The organism is Sphaerotilus sp. (assembly GCF_034519685.1).
GTDB lineage: Bacteria > Pseudomonadota > Gammaproteobacteria > Burkholderiales > Burkholderiaceae_C > Sphaerotilus.
Map to the genome: position 1 here is coordinate 647,076 of NZ_JAXHOF010000006.1, position 20,081 is coordinate 667,156.

Here is a 20,081-nt window from a genome sequence, read left to right on the forward strand (position 1 = left end):
TTGACGGATTTGATTTTTTCGCTACCGAATGATTTCGATGCGAAAATGATTGTTTTGATTATTGTAGCGGCGGTGGGGCTTTGTTGCACAACCCACCCCGCCGGCCGATGGTCGAGCGGTGAGGTAGGCTGACAGGATGAGCAAGCCAGCAAAGCAGAAGTACGTGACGAAGAACTGGGCGCCGTACACGAAGGCGCTGAGGGCGCGGGGCTCGCTGACGATGTGGCTGGACCGGGACATGGCGTGGCAGGCTGCGCCGGTCAGCGGCAAGCCGGGGCGACCGGCGACGTACAGCGACGCGGCGGTGCAGTGCTGCCTGACGATGAAGGTGCTGTTCGGACTGGCGCTGCGCCAGACGCAGGGGTTCGTGCAGAGCGTGCTGGGGCTGTCGGGGCTGGACTGGCAGGCACCGGACTACAGCACGATGAGCCGGCGCGAGAAGCGGCTGACGGTGGAGATCACGGCGCGGCCGAGCCGGGGCGGGCTGCACCTGCTGGTGGATTCCACGGGGATCAAGATGCTGGGCGAGGGCGAGTGGAAGACCAAGAAACACGGGGCGGAGTACCGCAGGCAGTGGCGCAAGGTTCACCTGGGGATCGACGCCCAGACGCTGGAGATCCGGGCGATCGAGGTGACGGACAACAGCGTGGGGGATGCGCCGATGCTGCCGGAGCTGCTCAGCCAGATTCCGGACGAGGAGGCGGTGCTGTCGGTGAGCGGGGACGGGGCGTATGACACGCAGGACTGCCACGACGCGATCGCCGAGCGGGGAGCCGAGGCGGTGATTCCGACGCGCAAGAACGCGCAGCCGTGGAAGGCCAAGCGGCCGGGGGCGGCGGCGCGCAACGAGATACTGCGGGCGACGAACCGGCTGGGCCGGGGGATCTGGAAGAAGTGGAGCGGCTACCACCGGCGCTCGCTGGTGGAGACGAAGATGCGCTGCTTCAAGCTGCTGGGCGAGCGGGTGATGGCGCGCACCTTCGAGCGTCAGGTGGTGGAGCTGCAGGTGCGGGCTGCGGTGCTCAACCGCTTCACCCACCTGGGCACCCCGGTGACGCAGGCTGTGGCGTAACTCCGTCTGGGGTCAGGGGAAACTCGGCTTCGGCGGAGTTGTGCAACAAAGCCTCAGATAGCAGTGAACAACCCTGGCAGATGACCGACCACCCACAAGCGCCGCAAACAAATTTCATATAGGGATTACGAGGCGGAATTATCACAACCTCACCGCGCCTCAAGATACTGCACCAACTGCCGCTCCAATTCCCCCTGCCACCCCTCCGGACTGATGATCCGCACATGCGGAATCCAGTGCCGCACGATCGGCAGGATCTGGTTCGGATGCGCGACCTTGCCCGAGACGATGACCCCGCCGTCTTCGAGTTCCTTTTCCAGCACCTGCGCCCCGATCAGCTTGCGGCGGCGGAAATACCCCGCCGCGTCCTTGGCGACTTTCAGCACCACCTCGGTCTTCTTCTCGTTGAGCCAGATGCTGTCCTCGTCTTCGAGCAACTGCTCGATGTGCGCCGCACGGGTGAAGGTCTGCCCGGTCGCCAGCGGGGCGCTCAGCTTGGTGAACGCAAACGCCTTGAGTCGCTCGCCGTCCAGGCCGGCCAGGTACCAGACGCCGTTGTGGTTGATGAGCTTGTACGGCGCGACATCGGCATACCGCTTCTCGCCCTCGTCCTTGCGGTAGCGGAAACCGATGCGCTCGCCGCGCAGGATGTGCTGTTCGAGCAGCCGGAACGTGTGGGCCTGCGCCGTGTCCAGCACCTCGTAGCTCGGCCCCTTGACCAACAGCGCCGACGCCGCCCGGCTGTCGAGCAGCTCGCGCAGGAACTCGCCCGACAGCACCCGCGGGTACAGCCCCTGGATGCCGGCCAGACAGGCGAATCGCTCCAGGTCGGCGGCGCTGATCTGGCCGAGGCGGCTCGGCTCCAGCCGGTAACCGCCTTCGACTCGCTCCAGTCCGAGGAACGCGAACCGCTCGCAGACATCGCGCTGCACCGTGCGCAGGTTGACGCCGAATTCGTCGGCCAAGGCGCGGGGCTCCAGCGTTTCGCCCTGGTTGAGGCGGGCGAGGATCTGCGTCAGGCGATGCGGCAGCGTGTCGTGAGGGGTGTCGCGCAGGGGCATGGAGGGCCGGTCAATGGGGGGATGGATAGGTGCCCGGCGTCAGGGATGTGTGGAGGTCTCCCTTCGCCAGATCAATATTGGCGCCTTCTTTTTTTCAGTACGGGAGTCTGAACAGGGACCACGACAGGTGGTGTCGCAAGTGGAAAAATGTGCGTGACGTTTGCCACGAAAGTGCAGACCCGCCGGTACTTTTGCTCGACGCACCGTCATGACGACCTTGCCCCTGTCCATGCCCGTGTCCTGACGAAGATCAACTCTCCCCCCTGTCGCCGCGCCTAGAGTGGTGGTCACCGAAGCACCGCTTCCCTCAGGATCTCCACCATGTTCAAGCACCTGTTCGTTCCCGTCGATGGCTCCGAGCTGTCGATCCGCGCCATGGAATCCAGCATCGCGCTGGCCACCTCGCTGGGTGCCACGATCACCGGCTTTGTCGTCGAATCCGACATCCCGCTGTCGGCCGTCAGCGCCAGCCCGACCACCTTCGTCAAGCAGATCGAGGCCCACGAGGCCCGGACCGAGGCCCATGCCCACGCCCTGCTGACCACTTTTGCCGAGCGCGCCAAGGCGGCGGGCGTGGCCTTCCAGAGCGAATACCGCCGCAGCGACCAGACCGACGCAGTGATCGCCGAGGTGGCCGACATCGTCCAGGCCGACCTGATCGTCATGGTCACGCACGGCCGGGGTGTGTTCGGCGAGATGCTGTTCGGCTCGCACACCAAGAACGTCATGTCGCGCACCAAGCTGCCGCTGCTCGTGCTGCATTGATCCACCCCGCTGCAGTTGGTCAATGGCTGATGTCCCATGGCCAACGGCCGATGGCTTGGCGTTCGGCCGCGTAGCCTGCAACATGGCGTTCTTCGACACGGAGACTCCGCCACCATGCCCGCTACCAGCCTGTCCGTTCCATCCGTCCTTGACCTTGCAGCCCACCTGGACCTCGTTGGTCACGAGGTGGGCATCTCGTCCTGGCACCTGATCGACCAGCGCCGCATCGACGCCTTCGCGGCCGCCACGGAAGACCACCAGTTCATCCACGTCGACCCCGAACGTGCCTGCGCCGAAACCCCCTTCGGCGGCACGATCGCGCACGGGCTGCTGACGCTGTCGATGCTGCCGGCGATGGTGTACGAGGTGATGCCGCGCGTGGCGGGCGAGCGCATGGGCATCAACTACGGCTTCGACGCGGTTCGCTTCGTGGCGCCGGTGCGGGCCGGGCGGCGGATACGGGGGCGTTTCGTGCTCCAGTCGATGGCCGAGCGTGCACCGGGGCAGTGGCTGCGCACGACGGGCGTGACGGTGGAGATCGAGGGGGAGACACGGCCGGCGCTGGTGGCGCAGTGGCTGGGTTTGTCCGTGGTGGGTTGACATGGACGCCCTGAAGCACCGGCAGGTGTGGCCCTGGCGCCATTGGGGTGTGGCGGCACTGGCCATGGTCGCGGCGGCGGCGGTCGGGCAACCTGCCACGTTTGGATCGGCGGTGTCCCGCGATCTGGCGGCCCAGGCGGCGTCCGTGTCCGCGCCGCAGGTCCAGTCGATCGACCCCTTTGAGGGCGCGCAGGTCGAGGAGGACCAGCACTGGCTGCTGCACCTGAACGGTCCGGTGGTGGCCGACACGGTGCGGCGCAACGCCTGGTGCGAGGTGCAGGGCGTTGGCGAGCGGGTGCCGGTGATCTGGGTGGATGGCGCGCCGCGCGCCGCGTTGCTCAAAAGCCAGCACATCAAGGACAAGGACGCCGAGCGCGTGGCCGTGCTGACCTGCCAGCGTCCGCTGCCGCCCGCTGCAGGGGTGAAGCTGGTGTGGGGCCCGGGCATCGCGGCGGCCAACAACCCGAAGATCGTCACGCGCGAGCCGCGCCGCTTCGCATGGGAGGTGCGCGAGCGGTTCACGGCCGAGTTCACCTGCGAGCGCGAGCGGGCCGAGGCGCCGTGCATCCCGCTGCGGCCGATGCAGGTGCGGTTTTCGGCGCCCGTGGCGCGCGAGGTGGCGGCACAGATCCGGCTGACCCGCGCCGACGGGCAGGGCAGCGCGGTGGCGCCCAAGTTCGCCCGCGACGCGACCGAGGCCACCGCCGAGGTCATCGACTTCCCCGCGCCGCTCGACGAGAACACGCGCTACCAGGTCACGCTGCCCAAGGACTTCCGCGATGCGTCGGGCCGGGCGCTGGCGAATGCGTCGGCGTTTCCGCTGCAGACGGCGACGGGCGGGATGCCGCCGCTGGCCAAGTTCGCGGCGGCCCCGTTCGGCGTGGTGGAACTGGGCACGGCGGCCGAGCCGGGCATGCTGCCGATCACCGTGCGGCGGGTCCATGAAGGCGGTGGTCCGCCCCCGAAGGCGCGGCTCAACGTCAAGACGCTCGACGCCGGCGTGTCCGACAAGGACTTGCTGCAGTGGTTCGCCAAGGTCCAGCGCCACCATGAAACCAGCTTCACCGCCAAGGAACTCGGCTGGCCCAGGAAGGACTGGACCGTCACCGAGACCGTGACCGACGACAACGGCCAGCCGCGCAAGGTCACGCGCGACCGCATGGTCGGCTCGCGCGAGCTGTCGCTGCTGGCCAAGGAAGGCGATGTGCAGCGCAGCGACCTGCCCGGCCCCGGCACGGACACAGCGAAGACACCCGGCGCGACCGAGGTGCTCGGCCTGCCGCTGACACGCTCGGGCTACCACGTGGTCGAGATCTCGTCGCGTGTGCTCGGCCGGCAGTTGCTCGACCGCGAGGCGCCGATGTACGTGCGCGCCGGGGTGCTGGTGACGCCGATGGGCGTGCATTTCAAGCGCGGGCGCACGTCCAGCCTCGTCTGGGTGACGACGCTCGACCGCGCGCAGCCGGTGGCGAACGCCGACGTGGCGGTGAACGACTGCCGGGGCGACGTGCTCTGGTCAGGCCGCACCGACGCGCAGGGCGTGGCGCGGATCCCGCGGGGCTTCGAGGTCACCTACGACCAGTGCCTGAGCGAGCAAGGCCTGTTCATCACGGCGCGCAGCCCCACCCGGGCGGATGGCGGGCGCGACCTGTCGTTTGTCTTCAGCGGCTGGAGCCAGGGCATCGAGTCGTGGCGCTTCAACCACCCGACCGCCAGCGGCCCGCTCGACGACCGCAACGCGGTGCGCGCCCACACGGTGTTCGACCGCACGCTGCTGCGCGTGGGCGAGACGGTGTCGATGAAACACTGGCTGCGGCTGGAAACCGAGCGCGGGCTGGCGGCGTTCAAGGCCGAGCAGCAGCCCGACGCGGTGGACATCACCCACGTCGCGACAGGCGAAGTGGTGACGCTGCCCTATGCGCGGGCGATGCGCTGGGCGATCCCGCAGGGCGCCAAGCAGGGCTTCTACGAGGTGACGCTCAAGCGCAAGGGCGGCGAGCAGGGCGGGGCGCAGTGGAGTTCCGGCCAGTTCCGCGTCGAGGCGTTCAAGGTGCCGTTGGTCGATGCGCGGCTGTCGGCGCCGGCCGGGCCGCAGGTCGCGCCGCGCGAGCTGAGCCTGGGCGTGCAGCTCACGCACCTGTCCGGCGGCGGGCTGGCGACGGCGGCGTCGCTGAACGCGCTGCTGCGGCCGGCGTATGTCCACTTTCCCGACTACGACGACTACAGCTTCTCTCCGCCGGACACGCGCAACGCCGAGACGGGCGAGTCGGTCAGCCGCGTGCACGAACAGGTGATCGCTGACCGCCAGCCGGTCAAGACCGACGCGCAGGGCGCCGCCACCGCCAAGGTCGTGCTGCCGGCCAGCGTGCAGGCGCTCAAGGTGCCGGCCGAGCTGGTCACCGAGGTCAGCTTCGACGACCCGAACGGCGAGCGCCAGACCGTGGGCCGCACGACGATGCTGTGGCCGTCGAGCTTGGTGGTGGGCATCCGGGCGCGCAGTTGGCTGGCGCAGAAGGGGCGCGTGCCGGTGCAGATGGTCGTGCTCGACACGGCGGGCAAGCCGCAGGCTGGGCAGGCGGTGACGCTGCGCGGCGAGCAGCGCACGTCGCTGACGACGCGGCAGAAGGTGGTCGGCGGCTTCTACGCCTACGATTCCAAGGAGCAGGTGAGCGACCTCGGCACGCTGTGCAGCGGCAAGACCGACGCACGCGGGCTGCTGGTGTGCGACCTCGACGTGACACGCTCGGGCGAGATCCACCTGATCGCGCAGGCGAGCGACGGCGCCGGCAAGCGCACGGAATCGAGCGCCTCGGTCTGGGTCAGCCTGGGCGGGGAACTCTGGTTCGAGCAGGACAACGACGACCGCATCGACCTGCTGCCCGAACAGCGCGACCTGAAGCCGGGCGACACGGCGCGGCTGCAGGTGCGCATGCCGTTCCGCGAGGCGACGGTGCTGGTGACGGTGGAGCGCGAGGGCGTGCTGGATGCCAAGGTGGTGACGCTGCGCGGCAGCGATCCGGTGATCGAGGTGCCGATTCCGAAGGCGTCCACGGCGGGGGCCAGCTCCTGGGCGCCGAACGTGTACGTCAGCGCGCTGGTGCTGCGCGGGCGGATTCGCCATGTGCCGTGGTACTCGTTCTTCGACTGGGGCTGGCGCGCGCCGACGCTGTGGTGGAACGCCTGGCGCCACGAAGGGCCGGCGTATCAGGCGCCGACCGCGATGGTCGATCTGGCCAAGCCGGCGTTCAAGCTGGGCGTGGCGGCGCTGCGCATCGGGCTCGATGACCACCGGCTGGAGGTCAAGGTCACGCCCGCGCAGCCGCAGTACGGCGTGCGCCAGACGGCGAAGGCGGCGGTGCAGGTGCTGCGCGGCGGGCAGCCGCTGGCGGGTGGTGAGGTGGCGTTTGCGGCGGTGGACGAAGGGCTGCTGGCGCTGATGCCGAACACGTCGTGGGAGCTGCTGGAGGCGATGTTCCAGCCGCGCGCCTGGGGTGTGGAGACGGCCACCGCGCAGAACGAGATCATTGGCCGCCGCCACTACGGCCGCAAGGCCCTCGCCCCCGGTGGCAGCGGCGGCCGCAACCCGACGCGCGAGCTGTTCGACACGCTGCTGCTGTGGCAGCCGGCGGTGAAGCTTGACGCGCAGGGCCGCGCGACGATCGACGTGCCGCTGAACGACGCGCTGACCAGCTTCCGGCTGGTGGCCATCGCCGACGGTGGGGCGAGCGGCGCGGACCAGTTCGGCACCGGCAGCGCCTCGATCCGCGTCAGCCAGGATCTGCAGATGCTCGCCGGACTGCCGACGCTGGTGCGCGAGGGCGACCAGTTCGAGGCGCTCTACACGCTGCGCAACACGACGGCGCGGGCGATGAAGGTGCGCGCCACGCTGACCGGCCAGCCGGCGCAGGAGGTGTCGATCGCCGCCGGCGCGGCCACCGAGGTGCGCTGGACGGTCACGGTGCCGACCGGCGTGACGTCGCTGACCTGGGAAGGCAGCGCCGAGGAGGTGGGCGTGGTGGCCGGCGGCCAGCCGGCGCGTGACCGGATCAAGGTGGTGCAGCAGGTGCAGCCGGTGGTCCCGGTGCGCGTGCAGCAGGCGACGATCCGCCCGCTCGACGGCACGGTGAGCTGGCCGGTGGCGCCGCCGGTGGACGCGCTGCCGGGGCAGGGCGGGGTGCAGGTGACGCTCAAGCCGACGCTGGCCGGCGCGCTGCCTGGCATCCGGCGCTACTTCGAGCAGTACCCCTACCGCTGTCTGGAGCAGAAGACCTCGCGCGCCATCGGCCTGCACGACACGGCGGCGTGGACCGCGCTGGTGGGCGAGCTGCCGACCTACCTCGACCGCGACGGCCTCGCGCATTACTTCCCGCCGTCGTCGGACAGCGCGGGCGGGGGCAGCGACGCGCTGACGGCGTATGTGCTGGCGGCGTCGCAAGCGGCGGGCTGGACGATCCCCGACGCGCCGCGCGAGGCGATGCTGGCCGGGCTGACCGCGTTTGTCGAAGGGCGGCTGGAGCGCCGGCTGCCGTCGCCGCGCGGCGATGCGCTGGAGCGCGACGTGCGCAAGCTCGCCGCGATCGAGGCGCTGTCGCGGCACGGCCGGGCGACGGCGCGGCTGCTCGGCTCGCTGGAGATCACGCCGCAGCAGTGGCCGACCGGCGCGCTGATCGACTGGCTGGCGATCCTGCGCCGCGTCGAGGGCATCCCGCAGCGGGCGCAGCGCATCGACGAGGCGCGCGGCCTGCTGCGTGCCCGGCTGGTCGCGGGTGGCACGATGATGAAGTTCGCCGACGAGGCGGGTGATGCGTGGTGGTGGCTGATGACGGGCGCGGACGCCAACGCGGCGCGGCTGCTGCTGACGGCGGTGGACGACGGCGCGGGCTGGCGCGACGACCTGCCCCGGCTCGTCACCGGCCTGATGGCGCGCCTGGACGCCCAGCGCAGCGGCGCGTTCTCGACCACGACGGCCAATGTCTGGACCACGCTGGCGCTGGAGCGCTTCTCGGCGGTGCATGAATCGACGCCGGTCACGGGCCGCAGCCGCGCCGTGCTCGGCGCGACCACGCGCGAACTCGACTGGGCGAAGCAGGCGGGCGGCGGCGTGATGAGCCTGCCGTGGGCGGCGCCGTCCAGTCCGCCCGCCACGTCGGCCACGCCGGCCACGCTGACGGTCACGCAGCAGGGCACGGGCCAGCCGTGGATCGTGCTGCAGAGCCTGGCCGCCGTGCCGCTGCAGCAGCCGTTCAGCGCGGGCTACCGCATCGAGCGCAGCGTCACCGGCGTCGAGCAGAAGACCGCCGGCCGGTGGACCCGCGGCGACGTGCTGCGCGTGCAGTTGAAGGTGACCGCGATGGCCGACCTGGGCTGGGTGGTCATCAGCGACCCGGTGCCGCCGGGCGCGGCGCTGCTGGGCAACGGGCTGGGCCGCGATGCGCAGATCGCCACCCGTGGCGAGCAGTCCAGCGGTACGGCCTGGCGCGTGTACGAGGAGCGCTTGCCCGAGGCCTGGCGCGCCTACTACGCCTGGCTGCCACGCGGCACGCACACGGTCGAGTACACGGTGCGGCTGAACACCGCCGGCCGCTACACGCTGCCGCCGAGCCGGGTCGAGGCGATGTATGCGCCGGAGAACTTCGGGGAGGCGCCGGTGGGCGTGCTGGAAGTCCGCTGATGCCAGGGCCCTGGCCGGGCCCGCCTCAAGTTCCTGGGTGTGGCACCGACACCCCGTGTGGTGCGGAAGCAGGGGCTTCGGCGGCGCAGGGGATGGCATGGACCGAAGCGGTGGCGAGCGGCAGAGACGGGGACGGGGACTGGCGTGGCGGGTCGCAGTGGCCTGGGCGGCGGGCCTGGTTCTCGCGCCCGGCGTACAGGCCCATGCCATCAGCGAGCAGCTGAGCCTGCATGGCTACGGCAACTTCACCGCCGTCCACTCCGGCGTGCAGTCCAGCGGGCAGGGCGGGGGCGAGCAGAACTCGCACCACGACCTGTCGCTGCTGGGCACCTGGCGCTTCACGGACCGGGACCGCGTCTGGCTGCAACTGGCCACCAACAGCGAGCTGGCTCGGCCGCGTGTGGACTGGCTCATGTACGACCGCCTGCTCGATGCGCGCACGGCGCTGCACCTGGGCCAGGTGCGCCTGCCGTTTGGCCTGGACAACATGCTGCGCGACATTGAGAGCCTGCGCCGGACGGCGAGCCGGCCGTTTCTCTACGACGAAGACCTCGGCCTGGCGGACGAGGCGGTGCGCGGTGTGGTCCTGGAGCGCGAGACGCAGATCGCCGGACAGGGGGCGTCGCTGAAGGTCTTCGCCGGCAACGCACTGGTGCCGGATGCGGACCGGCCCTTGCCCGGGCCAGTGCTCGGCGGGCATCTGCAGGTGGAGACGCCCCTGCCGGGTCTGCGGCTGGCGGTGTCCGGCTACCACGCCCGCGTGCCACCGGAGCCGGACGAGCCCCGCAGCGGCAAGCACGCCTGGGCGCTGTCCGCCCAGTGGCAGCCCGCCAGCTGGACCTGGCAGGCGGAATGGGCACGGGGCCGGATCGAGGACCATGCCTTGCAGACGTTCTACCTGTCCGCCTCCCATCCCCTGGGCGAGCGGGTGGACGCGGCCCTGCGCATCGAGCGTGTCCAGACCGACCGCCGACAGCCGCGCCAGGACGGCAACGACCAGCGCCGGCTGGTGCTCGGGCTGGCCTGGGCGGTGACGCCGGTGATCGGGGTGCGTCTGGAGTGGCAGCGCCACCGTGGCCATGCACTGCCCTTGCTGGCAGCGCAGGAGGCTGGCGGCGATGGCAGCGGGCTGCGCTCCCGCTGGTCATCGACCGTGCTCAGTGTCAACGCCATGTTCTGAAACGGGCCTCACATGAAACAGTTGAAGCAGTCGAAGCAGCTTGGCAGCCGTGGGGTGCGTAGCCTCGTCCTGTGTCTCGGCCTGGGATTCGGTGTTGCCCTCAGCGCTGCAGCGCAGACCACTGACGTGGTGGTCATCGTCCACAAGGACAACCTCAACCAGATCGACGCGGCCTATGTCGCCCAGATCTACACCGGCGTGCTCAAGGGCTGGCCGGATGGCACCCCGGTCTTCACCCTGGACCAGATGGAGGATGCGCCGGCCCGCAAGCTGTTCTACACCCAGATCGTCGGCAAGAGCGCTGCGGCGATGAAGGCCATCTGGTCGCAGAACATCTTTGCCGGCAAGGGGCTGCCGCCCAAGATCGCGTCACCCGATGCGGAGATGAAGCGCCTGGTCGCCACCAACCGCAATGCCATCGGCTATGTGCTGGCCTCGCAGGTGGATGCCAGCGTGCGCGTGATCGGCAAGTGAGTCTGGCTGTGGCCGCCGTGTCTTTGCCCACCTGGCAGAGCGAGGCCCGCCTAGCGTACCAGCTCACCTGGCTGGCGGCGGGCCTTGCCCTGCTGGTGGCGCTGGTGGTGCCGGCGGGGTATTTCTGGCTGTCCCGCGAGGCCGAACTCAAGGAGGCGAGTGTGGCGGCCCGCTTGCACGCGGCCTTCGTGACGCAGGTGGTCAGCATGGTGGCGGTGGGCGAGGACTGGATGCCCGACGTGGCCGGGCTGATCGCCGCTGACCTCAGCCCCTCGGACTTGCCCGAGGCGCGCACCCTCACCGATCTCCAGGGGCGTGTCGTCGATGAGGTCGGGCCGCCGCTGGACACCCCGGTCCTGCACCGTCTGGCACTGGTGGCGGGGCGCGAGGGGCCGGTGGCGCAGGTGCATGTGCGCCGCTCGCTGCGCCCGCTGGTGCTGCGCACGGCCCTGGTGGCGCTGGGCGCGGCCGTGTTCGGGCTGGCGCTGTTCGGCACGCTGCGGGTCTTGCCGCTGCGGGCACTGCGGCGCACGCTGGCGGCGCTGCACCATGAAGAAGGCCGTGCGCGCGAGGAGGTCGAACAGCGCCTGCGCATCGTCTTCGAGCACTCCATCGAGGGCATCGTCACCTTCACCCCGGAGGGCCGGCTGCTGTCGTGCAACCCGGCCGCCCGCCTGCTGCTGGGGGCCGATCCGCAGGGGCTGATCGGCCGTTCGCTGGCCGAGTGGGTGCCCCCGGAGACACCGGGCACGGCAGGGCAGCCTTTCCCGGTCGGGCAGCGCGAGACGCTGGTGCAGCGACCGGATGGCACGCAGGTGCCGGTGGAGCTGACCGTCAGCGAGGTGCGCCTGACCGGTGCGCTGCAGTACATGGCCACGCTCAGCGACATCACCGAGCGCCGCGCCGCGCAGGACCGCCTGCGCACCCTGGCCAACTTCGACAGCCTCACCGGGCTGCCCAACCGCGTCCTGTTCCGCGAGCGGCTCGGGCAGGCCATGGCCCGGGCGCAGGCGGGCACGGGGATCATGGCCCTGATGTTCCTGGACCTGGACCGGTTCAAGGTGGTCAACGACAGCCTGGGCCATGCGGCGGGGGACGCCCTGCTGCGGCATGTCGCCGGGGTGCTGACCCGCAGCCTGCGCCGCGAGGATCCTGTGGCGCGGGTGGCGTGGGACAGCGTGCCCGAGGCGACGGTGTCGCGGCTTGGGGGCGACGAATTCACTGTCATCGCCGAAGGCCTGAACGGCCCGGACGACGCAGCGCAGATCGCCCGGCGCATCCTGGCGGCGATGGGCGAGCCCTTCCTGGTCGGGCGCGAGGAGATCTACCCGTCCACCTCGATCGGCATTTCGCTCTATCCGCGTGGCGAGCAGGACACGACCGACCTCGACGGCCTCCTGCGCCACACCGACATGGCGATGTACCGTTCCAAGGCGCTCGGCCGTGGCACCTACAGCTTCTACAGCGACGACCTGAGCGCCGAGGTGCTGGTGCGGCTGTCGCTGGAGGCACGGCTGCGCCACGCGCTGGAGCGCAGCGAGTTTGTGCTGCACTACCAGCCCAAGGCCGATCTGCGCACGGGCGTCGTCTCCGGGGTGGAGGCGCTGCTGCGCTGGCAGCCGGCCGGCGGGGCCGCGGTGGCGCCGGACCAGTTCATCGGCGCGCTCGAAGACACGGGGCTGATCGTGCCGGTGGGGGCCTGGGTGATCCGCACGGCCTGCCTGCAGGTGGCGGACTGGGCGCGCACCGGCCTGCCCATGCTCGGGCTGGCGGTCAACCTCTCGGCCCGGCAGTTTCGCCAGCCGGACCTGCACGAGGTGATCCACCAGGCCTTGCAGGCGTCGGGGTTGCCGGCGCAGTGCCTGGAGATGGAGCTGACCGAGAGCATGGTGATGGAGGACAGCGAGGCCAGCCTGGCCACGCTCGCCAGCCTGGGCGCGATGGGGGTGCGCGTGGCCATCGACGACTTCGGCACCGGCCATTTCTCGCTGAGCTACCTCAAGCGGTTCAGCGTGGACACGCTCAAGATCGACCGCTCCTTCGTGCGCGACATTCCCGACGATGCCGAGGACAGCGCCATTGCCCGCGCGGTGGTCGCCCTCGGCCACAGCCTGCAGTTGCGCGTCGTGGCCGAGGGGGTCGAGACCGAGGCGCAGGCCGAGTTCCTGCGTTCGCTCGGCTGTGACGAGATGCAGGGCTATCTGCTGAGCCGGCCCCTGCCGGCCACCGTGTTGCCACAGTGGTGGCACGACCGGGAATCGAAGCGGGCGGTTCGTGACAAAGTGGACACCAACTCTGGAACTCCCCCAGGGTCGGGGATGTGCCTGGCGGGTACGTGAACGTATCTTTCAGTCAGCGCGCAAAGTCTGAAAAGCACCACGCCGCGGTATCTGTTCCATTTATTGCCTCATCGACCATTCATGTACTCAGGGAGGGCCTGTCACAGCGACAGGCCCTTTTATCTTGGGCGATCATCCGGGCATGCACCTGCGCCCCCGCTCCCGGCTGATCGGCCTTGCCGTCTGGGTCGGGCTGTCGCTGCTGGCGGCGGTCGGGCTGGCGCAGACCGAGCTGACCCGCCTGCGCGACGCCTTCGACACCGACGCCCGCATCGCCCACCGCCTGCTCAGCCAGCGCGCCGCGCAGCACGACGCCATCCTCGCCACGCTCAACCTGCTGCAGCCCGGCGCCGACGGCAGCCAGCCCCAGCAGCGCCTGCCCGCGCTCTACCCGCAGGTGCTGGCGGTGTTGCAGCGCATGCGTGGCAACGGCTGGTCCGAGGCCGATCTGCAGGCCGCTGACGTGCAGTCCCGCGCGCTCGGCCGCGCCGTGCCGGTGCGCATCGACCTCGCGCAGGGCCGCTGCCTGCTGCTGCAGCACGGCGAGCCGGCCAGCCACGCGCTGCAGCTCGACCTGCGCGCGATGGTGCCGTGGAGCGAATGGCCGATCCGCGCCGAAGGCCCGCAGCGGGTGTCGCTGCAGGCCGGCGGCCAGACCTTCGTGCTGCAGCCCGGCCATGGCGCGCCGGACGCAGCGCCGTGGCCCTACGCTTTCCGCAAGGTGCTGGCCTCGCCGAGCCAGCCGTTCGACGTGGTCGTGGAGCGCGGCTTTGGCTGGGCGGACCTGCCGTGGGCGCGCATGGCGGGGGCGTCGGCGCTGATCGCGGCGCTGCTGGCGGCCGGGGCGGCGTGGTGGCGGCAGCGCGTGGCGCGCCGCCGGGCCGAAGAGCTGCTGCGCCTAGGTCAGGTCGCCCGGCTCAACACGCTCGGCGAACTCGCCGCCGGCATCGCCCACGAGCTGAACCAGCCCCTCACCGCCGTGCTCGCCAGCACGCAGGCCGCGCGCCGCCTGCTCGCCGACGAGGAGCACGACCCGGCCGACACCCCGCTGCTGCGCCAGGCGCTGGACCAGGCCGCCGCGCAGGCCCGCCGCGCCAGCGACGTGCTGCGCCGGCTGCGGCGCAGCGTCGAGCGGCCGGACGCGGGGCGGGTGCTGCAGCCGGTGGCGTTGGATGTGGTCGTCGCCGACACGCTGCACCTGCTGGAGCCCGAGTCGGCGCGGCGCGCAGTCGTGCCGCAGGTGGTGGCGGCGTCGGCGCCGGTGGTGGTGCAGGGTGACGCGGTGGCCGTGCAGCAGATCGTCCACAACCTCGTGATGAATGCGCTGCAGGCGCTGGAGCAGGTGGACACCGCCGAGCGCCGCCTTGTGCTGACGCTCGACACCGACGGCGACACCGGCCGCCTGCGCGTGGCCGACAGCGGCCCCGGCATCCCCGACGACGCCCTGCCGCGCCTGTTCGAGCCCTTCTACACCACGCGCCCCGGCGGCCTGGGACTCGGCCTCAGCCTGTGCGAAAGCCTCGCGCAGGGCATGGGCGGCGCGCTCGCCGCCGAGGCCTACCCGCCGCGTGGCGCCTGTTTCACCCTGCGGCTGCCCCGGGTGGCCGAACGTCTCGAACGCCCATGACCACTGCCCCGCTGATCCACCTCATCGACGACGACGCCGCCGTGCGCGACAGCCTGGCGCTGCTGATCGGCACCGTCGGCCTGCGCGTGACGACCTGGGCCGAGCCGCTGGCCTTCCTCGCCGGGTTTGATCGGCAGGCGATCGGCGCGATCGTGCTGGACGTGCGCATGCCGGGGCTGAGCGGGCTGACGGTGCTGGAGCGGCTGCGCGCCGAGGGGGTCGATCAGCCGGTGGTGATGCTGACGGGGCATGGCACGGTGGAGCTGTGCCGGCGGGCGTTCAAGTCCGGCGCGGCCGAGTTCCTCGAAAAGCCGGTGGACGACGAGCTGCTGATCGAGACACTGCAGACCGCCGTGCGCCAGCATGTGCGCTCCCGCGAGCGCCACCAGGCCGACCGCGAGGCCCGCGAGCGCCACGCGCAGCTCTCCGAGCGCGAGCGGGAGGTGCTCGGGCTGATCGTGGCGGGGCTGACGAACAAGGAGATCGCGCGGGCGCTGGGCGGGCTGTCGCCGCGCACGGTCGAGACGCACCGCGCCAACCTGTTCGCCAAGCTCGGCGCCGAGTCGCTGGCGCAGCTCATCCGGCGCTACGCCGCGCTGGTGGACGAGGTGCTGCCGCCGGCCGCGCATCCGTAGCGCTACGGAGGGCGGCGCGTAGGCGTGCGCATGGCGGCGGCGGGGGCGAATTCCTACAGTGAAGTCCTGTTCCAACCCCACCAGAACTTCACTCGAAGCTCACAGGACACCCACCATGAACCGACTCGCCGCCGCCTTCGCCCTGACCGCCCTCGCCACCTTCGGCACGCTGCCCGCCCAGGCAAAGGCCGTCCGCACCGAGCGCACGATTTCGCTCGACCTCGCCACCCAGATCGCCGCCGGCGCCGTCGCCGCCTGCCAGGCCAGCGGCTACGCGGTCACCGCGACCGTCGTGGACCGCTCGGGGGGCGTGCGCGCCGTCCAGCGCGCCGACAACGCCGGCCCGCACACGCTGGCCGCCAGCCACGACAAGGCCTTCACCTCCGCTTCGGCCCGCAACACGACACTGGCCATGATGGAGGGCGCGCAGAAGAACCCGGCGGCCGCGAACCTCGTCCACATCCCCGGCTTCCTGCTGCTGGGTGGCGGCGTGCCGATCAAGGCCGGCAACGACGTGATCGGCGCGGTCGGCGTCGGCGGTGCGCCCGGTGGTCACCTGGACGAGCAGTGCGCGATGGCCGCGATCGACAAGGTCAAGGAGTCGCTGAAGTGAAGAAGGCCGCTCTGCTGCACGCCGTGGTGATCGCGGGCGCGGCATGGCTGGGTGCGGCGCTGCCCGCGTCGGCCCAGGTTGCGCCGAGCACGGCCGAGGTCGCTGCCTACACCGGCCTGCACGCGGCGGCGCACCGCGGCGACGTGGCGCGACTGAAGGCGCTGCTGGCGGCGGGCGCGCCGGTCGATGCCCGCGACGCGGCCGGCCGCACGCCGCTGCACGTCGCCACCTTCGCCCGCCAGTGCGACGCGATCCGCACACTGGCAGCGGCCGGCGCCACGCTCGGCCTGCTGGAACACGACCGCTACGACGCCGTGACCATCGCGGCGGTGGCCGATGACGAGGAGACGCTGCGGGTGCTGCTGTCGCTTGGTGCCAGCGCGAAGCTCGTCACCAGCCGCTACGACGGCACCGCGCTGATCGCCGCCGCGCACCTCGGCCACGACGGTGTGGTGCGGCAGCTCATCGCGGCCGGCGCGCCGCTGGACCATGTGAACAACCTGCACTGGACGGCGGCGATCGAGGCGGTCGTGCTCGGCGATGGCGGGGCGCGGCACCAGGCGACGCTGAAGGCGCTGCTGGACGCCGGAGCGAGCGTGGCGCTGGCGGATCGGGAAGGGCGCACGCCGCTGGAGCTGGCCCGGGCGCGGGGGTTTGGGGCGATGGTGAAGTTGCTGGAACTTCGCCGCTGAGCGCGTAGAATTCCAGCAACTAACCCAAGCTGCTCTGGTTTTTATTCCACCCATGCCGACCGTCTTGACCTTCTTCGGGCTGCGGGTGGTGATCTATCCGAATGACCATCGGCCTGCACACGTGCATGTTCTGGGCAATGGGTGTGAAGCGGTTTTCAATCTGCACTGCCCGAAAGGCCCGCCCGAACTGCGCGAGAACTACGGTTTCTCCCAAAAGGAGCTGGGGCGCATTGGCGGTGAGCTTGAGAACCAACTGGAATTGCTCTGCAATGCTTGGAGGCGCATCCATGGACATCTCTGATCAGGATTTCGAGACCGCTCAGCAGCGCGGTGCGGCGCGCAAGGCGTCATTCCCTGCCGCCGTGTCGGTGCGTTTCGACCGACGGACCTCGCGTCTCGTGGTTGCGCTGGCCTCCGGACTGCAACTCTCCTTTTTGCCGGGGGATGTCGAAGGGCTGGCACAGGCACAGCCGGCCGATCTGACCGAGGCCGAGATCAGTCCGTCAGGGCTTGGGATCCATTTTCCGAAACTGGATGCCGACATCTACCTGCCGGCGTTACTCGAAGGATTTCTCGGCTCGCGCCAATGGATGGCGGCGCAGAACGGCCGCAAAGGTGGGCAGGTGTCCTCCGACGCCAAGGCGAGTGCGGCGCGCCAGAACGGCAAGCTGGGCGGGCGGCCCCGGAAGATGGCGGGGGCTGAAACCGCGTGAACATCGGCCGTGAGCGGACACGGTGGGCGCGAGTCGGCCTCATGCTGGCAGGGCTGGGGGTCGTGGTCGGCTCACCTGCCTCGGCGCTGCCGGCCTACCCCGACGTCCGCGCCGCCCACCGCCCCTCCGACCTCACCCTCCTCGACCGCCACGGCACCCCCCTCCAGTCGATCCGCACCGACCCCACCGCCCGCCGCCTGCCCTGGGTCGCACTCACCGATTTCTCCCCCGCACTGCGCACCGCGATCGTGCTCGCCGAGGACCACCGCTTCCACGCCCACACCGGCGTGGACTGGTCCGGCCTCGCCCGCAGCACCTGGGCCAACCTCGCGGGCGATGGCGCCAGGCAGGGCGCGTCCACCATCACGATGCAGCTCGCCGGCCTGCTCGACGCCGAGCACGCCCGCCCGGCGCAGGGCCGCAGCGTCACGGCCAAGCTCGGTCAGATCGCCGCCGCCCGTCGGCTGGAAGCGCGCTGGAGCAAGGCGCAACTGCTGGAGGCGTATCTGAACCGCGTGCCGATGCGCGGCGAGCTGGTCGGCATTCCGGCGGCGTCGCGGGTGCTGCTCGGCAAGCACCCGAGCGGGCTGGACGCGGCCGAGTCGGCGCTGCTGGCCGCGCTGGTGCGCGGGCCGAACGCGGCGCGCGATGTGGTGGTGCGCCGAGCTTGTGCGCTGCTGCTGCAGCAGCGGCTGGACTGCGCCGCGCTGGAGCCGGTGGCCTCGCGGGCGCTGGTCCCGGGCGCCGCCGCCCGCGCCGTGCAGCCCGCGCCGCCGAACGACGCGCCGCACTACGCCCGCCAGGTCGTGCGCGGGCTGAAGCCGCCGTTCCCCGCCACGCTGACGACCACGCTCGACGCCGGCCTGCAGCGCCTGGCCGTCCAGGCGCTGCGCCAGCAGCTCGCCGAACTCAGCCAGCGCCACATCGAGGACGGCGCCGTCCTCGTGCTCGACAACGCGACCGGCGCGGTGCGCGCCTGGGTCGGCTCGTCGGGCGCGGCGCTGTCGGACGCGGCGGCCGTGGACATGGTGCTCACGCGCCGCCAGCCCGGCTCGACGCTCAAGCCTTTCGTCTACGCAATGGCCTTCGAGCGCCGGCTCATCACGCCGGCCAGCCTGCTCGAAGACGCGCCCGCGCAGCTCATGGCCGGCAGCGGCGTCTACGCCCCGCAGAACTACGACCACGACTACCACGGCTGGGTCAGCGCCCGCAACGCGCTGGCTGCCAGCCTGAACATCCCCGCCGTGCGCCTGGGCGTGATGCTGACGCCGGATGCGCTGTTCGACCGTCTGAACGCCTACGGGCTGGCGATCCGCCACAGCGGCGGTTTCCACGGCGCCGCGCTCGCGCTCGGCAGCGCCGAGGTGACACTGTTCGCGCTGACCCACGCCTACCGCACCCTCGCCAACGGGGGCCGCACGGCGAACGGTCAGCAGGTCGGCACGCCGGCCGCCGCCTGGCTGGTCGGCGACATCCTCTCGGACAACGCGGCGCGGTCGATCACCTTCGGCCTCGACAGCCCGCTCGTCACCCGTGGCTTCGCAGCGGTGAAGACCGGCACCAGCAAGGACTTGCGCGACAACTGGTGCGTCGGCTGGACGGACCGCTACACGGTCGGCGTCTGGGTCGGCAACGCCAGCGGCGAGCCGATGCAGGCGGTCAGTGGCACGGTCGGCGCCGCGCCGGTCTGGCGCACGCTGGTGCAGGCGCTGCACGACGGCGAGCCCTCGCGCCCGCCGCCGATGCCGGCCGGCGTCGTGCGCCAGCTCGTCGCGGGCGATGCACAGCCGGCGCGCACCGAGCATTTCCTCGCCGGCACCGAGCAGGCCGAGATCCGCCGTGGCGGCCACACCCAGGCGTCCGCCCAGTACCACGGCATCGCCCGCCCGCAGCAGGGCGCGCTCTACGCGATCGACCCGGACATCCCGCCCAGGGTCCAGCGCATCGTCTTCGAGGGCGAGCCGGGTCAGTGGTGGCTCGACGGCAAGCGGATCGGGCAGGGCGCCCGCATCAGTTGGGCGCCGTGGCCGGGGCGGCATGTGCTGGAGTTGCGGCTGGGTGGGGGGCGGGTGGAGACGGTGCGGTTCGAGGTGCGCGGCGCGACGATCAGTTCGGCACGCCCAGCAGCGTCAGCAGGTCGTCCAGCACGCTGACTCTGGCGCGTGCGGCGTCCAGCACGTGGCGCGTGAAATGGACGGCGTGGATCGTGTCGTCATGCGCTTCGGCACCGAATTCGCGCAGGAACAGGCGCTTGCACTCGGCGGTGACGGTCGGGCCGCGCTTGCCTACGATTTCCAGCAGCCAGGCTTCCAGGCACGGCGTGGATTCGATGGCGTGAATGCCCTTGGCACGGGCTTGCTTGCGCTGGCTGTCGCCCCAGTCCTTGTCCGTGTCGATCATCACCGCGATCTGGTCCCAGGCGTGGCGTTCACGCTGGGCCATCCGGATCGTGGTCTGCAGGACGCCGTCACCCCCTTTGCCATGGTGATTCTTGATCGTCAACGCGATCCCGGTGCCTGGCTGGTCCCTCAAATAGGACTGTCGCAGGTGCCGCAGCAGGGCTTCCTCGGCGTCGCCCTCGCAGACGATGAGCAGCGTGCGTTTGACGTGGCGTGCAGGTCGGCTTTTTCCCATGGCGG

General features: G+C 70.9%; 16 protein-coding genes. 14 read left to right on the forward strand and 2 right to left on the reverse strand.

The genetic code is table 11. The features are described from left to right. Positions 1–136 precede the first annotated feature (136 nt). On the forward strand, positions 137–1,072 hold the full coding sequence (locus tag U5O44_RS14160) for an IS5 family transposase (protein WP_322586820.1): 936 nt from the start codon (positions 137–139) through the stop codon (positions 1,070–1,072). A gap of 149 nt (positions 1,073–1,221) precedes the next feature. Here the strand turns inward: U5O44_RS14160 and U5O44_RS14165 are convergent, their stop codons facing one another. Further along, positions 1,222–2,133 (reverse strand): helix-turn-helix transcriptional regulator, encoded by a 912-nt coding sequence (locus tag U5O44_RS14165; RefSeq protein WP_322589099.1) that lies wholly within the window; start codon positions 2,131–2,133, stop codon positions 1,222–1,224. Positions 2,134–2,454: 321 nt separating this feature from the next. On the opposite strand from U5O44_RS14165, the gene U5O44_RS14170 reads away from it, so the two are divergent. The 13 genes from U5O44_RS14170 to pbpC all read left to right on the forward strand — a co-directional run bounded on the left by U5O44_RS14170 (position 2,455) and on the right by pbpC (position 19,595). Beyond that, complete coding sequence (locus U5O44_RS14170) at positions 2,455–2,898, forward strand: universal stress protein (protein WP_322589100.1); 444 nt, start codon at positions 2,455–2,457, stop codon at positions 2,896–2,898. Positions 2,899–3,012: 114 nt separating this feature from the next. Continuing rightward, a complete protein-coding gene (locus U5O44_RS14175) occupies positions 3,013–3,498 on the forward strand; it encodes a MaoC family dehydratase (protein ID WP_322589101.1) in 486 nt (161 codons plus the stop codon). A 1-nt stretch (position 3,499) separates the two neighbouring features. Further along, positions 3,500–9,169: an alpha-2-macroglobulin family protein gene (locus U5O44_RS14180; protein ID WP_322589102.1), complete on the forward strand. Its 5,670-nt coding sequence runs from the start codon at positions 3,500–3,502 to the stop codon at positions 9,167–9,169. Positions 9,170–9,266: 97 nt separating this feature from the next. Then, entirely contained in the window at positions 9,267–10,349 is a 1,083-nt protein-coding gene (locus U5O44_RS14185) for a hypothetical protein (RefSeq protein ID WP_322589103.1), read from the forward strand. Positions 10,350–10,361: 12 nt separating this feature from the next. Further along, on the forward strand, positions 10,362–10,823 hold the full coding sequence (locus U5O44_RS14190; protein ID WP_322589104.1) for a type 2 periplasmic-binding domain-containing protein: 462 nt from the start codon (positions 10,362–10,364) through the stop codon (positions 10,821–10,823). A gap of 17 nt (positions 10,824–10,840) precedes the next feature. Continuing rightward, positions 10,841–13,162, forward strand: coding sequence for a putative bifunctional diguanylate cyclase/phosphodiesterase (locus tag U5O44_RS14195; protein ID WP_322589105.1), 2,322 nt, complete (start codon positions 10,841–10,843; stop codon positions 13,160–13,162). A 142-nt stretch (positions 13,163–13,304) separates the two neighbouring features. Then, the gene (locus tag U5O44_RS14200) at positions 13,305–14,789 is read left to right on the forward strand and encodes a sensor histidine kinase (protein ID WP_322589106.1); all 1,485 of its coding nucleotides are present in this window, start codon (positions 13,305–13,307) and stop codon (positions 14,787–14,789) included. Then, the gene (locus U5O44_RS14205; protein WP_322589107.1) at positions 14,786–15,424 is read left to right on the forward strand and encodes a response regulator transcription factor; all 639 of its coding nucleotides are present in this window, start codon (positions 14,786–14,788) and stop codon (positions 15,422–15,424) included. The genes U5O44_RS14200 and U5O44_RS14205 overlap by 4 nt, the downstream gene beginning before the upstream one ends. A gap of 115 nt (positions 15,425–15,539) precedes the next feature. Next, positions 15,540–16,037, forward strand: a complete 498-nt coding sequence (locus U5O44_RS14210; protein ID WP_322589108.1) for a GlcG/HbpS family heme-binding protein — start codon at positions 15,540–15,542, stop codon at positions 16,035–16,037. Continuing rightward, positions 16,034–16,729, forward strand: coding sequence for an ankyrin repeat domain-containing protein (locus tag U5O44_RS14215; protein WP_322589109.1), 696 nt, complete (start codon positions 16,034–16,036; stop codon positions 16,727–16,729). The genes U5O44_RS14210 and U5O44_RS14215 overlap by 4 nt, the downstream gene beginning before the upstream one ends. Positions 16,730–16,781: 52 nt before the next feature. Further along, positions 16,782–17,030, forward strand: coding sequence for a DUF4160 domain-containing protein (locus U5O44_RS14220; protein ID WP_322589110.1), 249 nt, complete (start codon positions 16,782–16,784; stop codon positions 17,028–17,030). Further along, positions 17,017–17,442, forward strand: coding sequence for a DUF2442 domain-containing protein (locus tag U5O44_RS14225; protein ID WP_322589111.1), 426 nt, complete (start codon positions 17,017–17,019; stop codon positions 17,440–17,442). Before U5O44_RS14220 ends, U5O44_RS14225 begins: the two co-directional genes overlap by 14 nt. Then, positions 17,439–19,595 (forward strand): penicillin-binding protein 1C, encoded by a 2,157-nt coding sequence (pbpC, locus tag U5O44_RS14230; protein ID WP_322589112.1) that lies wholly within the window; start codon positions 17,439–17,441, stop codon positions 19,593–19,595. Before U5O44_RS14225 ends, pbpC begins: the two co-directional genes overlap by 4 nt. On the opposite strand, the gene U5O44_RS14235 is transcribed toward pbpC, so the two are convergent. Continuing rightward, positions 19,549–20,076 carry an RloB family protein gene (locus U5O44_RS14235; RefSeq protein WP_322589113.1) on the reverse strand — a complete coding sequence of 176 codons (528 nt, stop codon included), beginning with the start codon at positions 20,074–20,076 and terminating at the stop codon, positions 19,549–19,551. The genes pbpC and U5O44_RS14235 overlap by 47 nt on opposite strands. Positions 20,077–20,081 lie beyond the last annotated feature (5 nt).